Consider the following 4,067-nt stretch of genomic DNA (forward strand, 5'->3'; position numbering starts at 1 on the left):
TGCAGCCTGGCTGGGCTTGGTGCCCAAACAACTCTCGACGGGTGGCAAAACCAAACTGGGTCGAATCAGTAAGATGGGCCAGTCCGATCTGAGGCGATTACTGATCACAGGAGCCACCGTATGCATCAGATGGGCGCGCTGGAAAGGTGTCAAACCCGACGGCTGGCTAGGGCGCTTACTTGAACGCAAAAAGGGCACGTTGGCTGCCGTCGCTCTGGCTAACAAAATGGCCCGCATTCTTTGGGCCATGGTCACGAAGAAACAGGATTATCGTGGTGGTTTGGTCGAGTATGCCTGACGCCGCGCAGAGGTTCGGAACGGTCGGCTCGCGCTGACAAATTCCGGAAAGTAAGGAGATCAAAGGACAATTATGGGCAAAAGCATCGGCTGATCCGCATCGGGAAAACCATATAGTAATCAAGGACACCAATAGTCCTCAAGATCGATTTGGACCTGAGGCGATCGAACTCCATAACGGCCCGTGGCGATCAGAGCCACATCTGACGAGGCCTGACACACGACCGATACCGATAAACTTGACCCAGAAAATGTCCCGAAATCACCTTGCGAAACCGGGAGCATCCACACACGATACCTACGACGTAGACCTGCAAATGCAGTCGCCAGACCCAAGCGATCCAACTGTCACCGCGCGTGTACTCACGATCATGCTAGCAGAAGAATATTGATCAATTTGTTAACTATCGTGATGACACTTTGTGCATTCTGGCTAATCTATCGCCATGTCCGATTCCTCCTCACACCAATTGCTCTGGCAGGCAGTATTGTTCCAAGTTCTTCGGGACATTCGTGACGCAAACCGCAGTCATGAAGGACATAAAGACTTTGTCACTGCAGCACGGTGGGTTGGGTCCTATCCATCCCGCGAATTTAATGAAGTGTGTATGTGTGCAGGGCTTGAGCCTGACTTCGTGCACCCAAGATTTGTAAAGATCATCAAAGAGGCTGAGGCCAAAAGTGCTGCGCGTAAAACCACGAAGAAAGCGCCTGTTGCAATGGCTGCAGAATAGCCAGTTTTGGACGGTTTTTTTGCTGTCGTTGATAAATACACGTGAAGACTAAAATGGTTGTGCAGTCTCTATGATCGGCAACAGGCTCTATGCATCGTAAGATGCCCCAAGAAGATCCGAACACAGGTCACGCTGTGGCGGAGGATGTTAGGGATGCCGCGCAGTAGCCGAGCTGCATGTTCAACCGTCGCTGTGTCATCCAGCGTCTGCAAAGAGAGATGGCAGGAGTGGGAGACAAGGCTCGTAAGAGTACCCCACGCCCGTGTCCACGGTTTGTCATGGCTTTGGATGCATTGGGTGCGTTGCTGAAAAGGTGGCGTGTAAAGCTGATCGAGAAACCCCAGCTTCCTGTAACAAGGTTGCGCTTATGACAGGCGAAAGCAACTCGGATGAGGTCTTCGTCATACCAAGGCTGCGGATAGCCTTGGTATGACTACACAATCTGGATGAGATCCCATTCATATATGATCAAAGTCATTAAATGTGTTTGAGCTAATCCATCGTTAAACAAACGACTGAAGTGGTTTGGGAATGAGCGTGAGCGATTGAACAAACAGCGAAAGTCAGCTCGGCGAAGCTGAGCTTGAACAGATAGAAACACGTAAAACACGATAGGGTTGGCAGAGCTCTGGGGGAGATAGCTTACTAGCCAAATGCCTTTAACGGTGAGCGGGCTATTTTTTGTTTCGATTTGTGCTGCATGTAACTAATTAAAGCGGCAACAAAATCTTCGCCTGTGCCCAATTTTGAAATAATATCGGCACCTTCCTCTTCAGAAGCAATATGGTAATCCATGCACCAAGTGTCGAATGCACGATTTTGAGAAGACTTGTCTGAGAGTATCTCCACGCTTTGGTGCCGTGTATCATTGCGTATCATCAAAATCAGATCATCAACTACTTCGGGCTGACCTTCGATCACTTGAAAGTAATTGTAAGGTGTTCGCAGTAAAAAGCCAGTTATACCCATAGCCTCATTATGCTTCCAGGCGGTTTCCATTATGTCACAGTCATCAGTGCTATGCATCTCTGTCTTCGGAGTGCTTTGGTACATGACAGTTCGGATCATTCACTCACCTTTTGGGCATTTGCTCATAACGAAGTACTAGTGACTAAGGTACGTGTATCAGATAATCACTAAGTATTCAAATATTGATATGTTAATGGATTTGGTGGGATTGTTTGGTTTAATATTGAAGGTAATATATGACGCCAAGCAACCGAATTAGGGTAATACCAGATGTTTCCACAAAAAGTGCCAGATGCTGCGTTTCATACGCGTGTGCGTATTCCTGACCAAGGTGTTGAAAACCCGTTCGAATGGCAAAAGCTGACAGCTGATGATCTATTTAAAAAGAAACGTGTGGTATTCTTTGCGTTGCCCGGTGCGTTTACTCCAGCATGTTCGGAAAGCCATCTGCCGGGTTACGAACACTTCTATGATGCATTTATTGCAGAAGGGATTGATGACGTTATCTGCTCTGCTGTGAATGATGCATTTGTGATGTTTCAATGGGCGAAGGCACAAAACATACAGCGTGTGTCGATGTTGCCTGATGGGAACGGTGAATTTGCGCGGAAAATGGGTATGCTGGTGGATCGATCAGCGCAAGGCATGGGGATGCGCAGCTGGCGTTACTCGATGTTGGTGGAAAATAGGGAAATCATAAAGTTTTTTGCCGAGCCTGGCTTGTGCGATAATCCAGCAGGGGTGCCAATGACCGTTTCGTCGGCTGAAACCATGTTAGACTATTTAAGTCAAAGGTAATTAGTGAACTGTTGATCGCACAGCCCAGGACGCTCACCAATTCCGCCAAGGGGGCAAATGCGTGGTAGGCCCGGCAGGACTTGAACCCGCAACCAAAGCGTTATGAGCGCTCTGCTCTAACCAGTTGAGCTACAGGCCCACGCATGAGCTGGTTATGCCAGTGCTTCCAGCTGCTCAATGGTTAATTGAGTTATAGCATTTGCAATCCAGTGCTCTGCGGCTTCTTCGGTGCCAAAGCCAATACCTGCAATTCCAGCATAGCTAATCTCGAATAGATCCGTGCTATCTGGCTCCGCCCATTGACCTCCTGCACCGAGCACGTGTTCCCGCAATTCTTTTGCTGGATCACTGGCGTTGAGTATTGGCTCCACAAGAGCCCTGACTTTTGACTGATCAAACATTTAAGGCCTCCTATTAAGTTGCGGTGGTGATTTATGGCAAAAGATTGATGATGCAAGTGCTCAAGCACGGTAAATGGTATCACGCAGTCCACGACCTCAAAGCTTGTAAGCGCTACTGATTGATCATTTGGATTATAACTTGGCATGAGGTGATTTAAATGCCAGGTTCTTGGCTTCGCAGTGCTTATGGCGCTGCTAAGCTCCGCTGTCTCCATGTTTTGGGAGGGATGTGTTGTAGGCAGCGGAGCATAGCAGCAAGGCTTGTACTGAGCGCAATCACACAGCCCAAAACCTCATAGAATGCATATTGTATGAGATTATTGCGTAAGTCATTGTAAAACATAGACTTCAAGAAAGTCGTCTTTCCGGTAGGAAGACCAAAATCTCAGACTTTATGCTCAAAGCTAACAAATGCTTAGGTTTTGAGGAGATAACGCCATGCGCCAAGCACAAACGTTAAACGATGCGCAGCTGCGCCGTGTGATCCAGTACTGCCGCAGCAGGCGTCATCCGATACGCGATGAGACAATCATACTCACCAGCTTTTACGCAGGGCTGAGAGCAAAGGAGATTGCTGCACTCACCGTGGGCAACGTGTTTGATGAAGCAGGCAGCGTGCGCACACAGTTCATCCTTACAGCGGATCAAAGCAAGGGTGGGCACACGCGCACGGTGTACATGAACCAACGCTTACGCAAAGCCCTAGTCGAGTACAGCGCATCAATCCGCACAGCCAAGCCGCATCACGCATTGTTTGAGAGTCAAAAGGGTGGGCACTTCTCAGCAAACACCATGTGTCAGCTGTTCCTCGACATTTACAAAGCTGTAGGACTTAAGGATGCTTCAAGCCATTCGGGAAGGCGCAGTT

7 protein-coding genes and 1 tRNA gene are annotated in these 4,067 nt (G+C 48.6%); 5 read left to right on the forward strand and 3 right to left on the reverse strand.

Annotated elements, in window-relative coordinates:
* The 3 genes from NIG5292_RS14060 to NIG5292_RS14865 all read left to right on the forward strand — a co-directional run.
* A partial coding sequence (locus NIG5292_RS14060; RefSeq protein WP_048600171.1) for a transposase occupies positions 1-298 on the forward strand: 298 nt, incomplete at its 5' end.
* 316 nt (positions 299-614) lie between these two features.
* The gene (locus NIG5292_RS15210) at positions 615-689 is read left to right on the forward strand and encodes a DUF3768 domain-containing protein (protein WP_233488242.1); all 75 of its coding nucleotides are present in this window, start codon (positions 615-617) and stop codon (positions 687-689) included.
* Between the two features lie 54 nt (positions 690-743).
* A complete protein-coding gene (locus NIG5292_RS14865; RefSeq protein ID WP_143082022.1) occupies positions 744-1,031 on the forward strand; it encodes a hypothetical protein in 288 nt (95 codons plus the stop codon).
* A gap of 645 nt (positions 1,032-1,676) precedes the next feature.
* Here NIG5292_RS14865 and NIG5292_RS14065 read toward each other — a convergent pair.
* The gene (locus tag NIG5292_RS14065) at positions 1,677-2,099 is read right to left on the reverse strand and encodes a BLUF domain-containing protein (protein WP_082136721.1); all 423 of its coding nucleotides are present in this window, start codon (positions 2,097-2,099) and stop codon (positions 1,677-1,679) included.
* 213 nt (positions 2,100-2,312) lie between these two features.
* On the opposite strand from NIG5292_RS14065, the gene NIG5292_RS14070 reads away from it, so the two are divergent.
* The gene (locus tag NIG5292_RS14070) at positions 2,313-2,798 is read left to right on the forward strand and encodes a peroxiredoxin (protein WP_370726559.1); all 486 of its coding nucleotides are present in this window, start codon (positions 2,313-2,315) and stop codon (positions 2,796-2,798) included.
* A 62-nt stretch (positions 2,799-2,860) separates the two neighbouring features.
* Here NIG5292_RS14070 and NIG5292_RS14075 read toward each other — a convergent pair.
* Positions 2,861-2,937: transfer RNA gene (locus tag NIG5292_RS14075), tRNA-Ile, on the reverse strand.
* A 13-nt stretch (positions 2,938-2,950) separates the two neighbouring features.
* Positions 2,951-3,199: a hypothetical protein gene (locus NIG5292_RS14080; RefSeq protein ID WP_048600174.1), complete on the reverse strand. Its 249-nt coding sequence runs from the start codon at positions 3,197-3,199 to the stop codon at positions 2,951-2,953.
* 438 nt (positions 3,200-3,637) lie between these two features.
* Between NIG5292_RS14080 and NIG5292_RS14085 the strand changes: the two genes are divergently transcribed.
* The coding region (locus NIG5292_RS14085; RefSeq protein ID WP_048600175.1) for a tyrosine-type recombinase/integrase at positions 3,638-4,067 on the forward strand (430 nt) is incomplete at its 3' end.

The sequence above is a fragment of the Nereida ignava genome, assembly GCF_001049735.1.
Lineage (GTDB): Bacteria > Pseudomonadota > Alphaproteobacteria > Rhodobacterales > Rhodobacteraceae > Nereida > Nereida ignava.

Coding starts and splice junctions, on each gene's coding strand:
- NIG5292_RS14865 (WP_143082022.1), top strand. CDS start 744: ATGTCCGATTCCTCCTCACACCAATTGCTCTGGCAGGCAGTATTGTTC.
- NIG5292_RS14065 (WP_082136721.1), bottom strand. CDS start 2,099: ATGATCCGAACTGTCATGTACCAAAGCACTCCGAAGACAGAGATGCAT.
- NIG5292_RS14080 (WP_048600174.1), bottom strand. CDS start 3,199: ATGTTTGATCAGTCAAAAGTCAGGGCTCTTGTGGAGCCAATACTCAAC.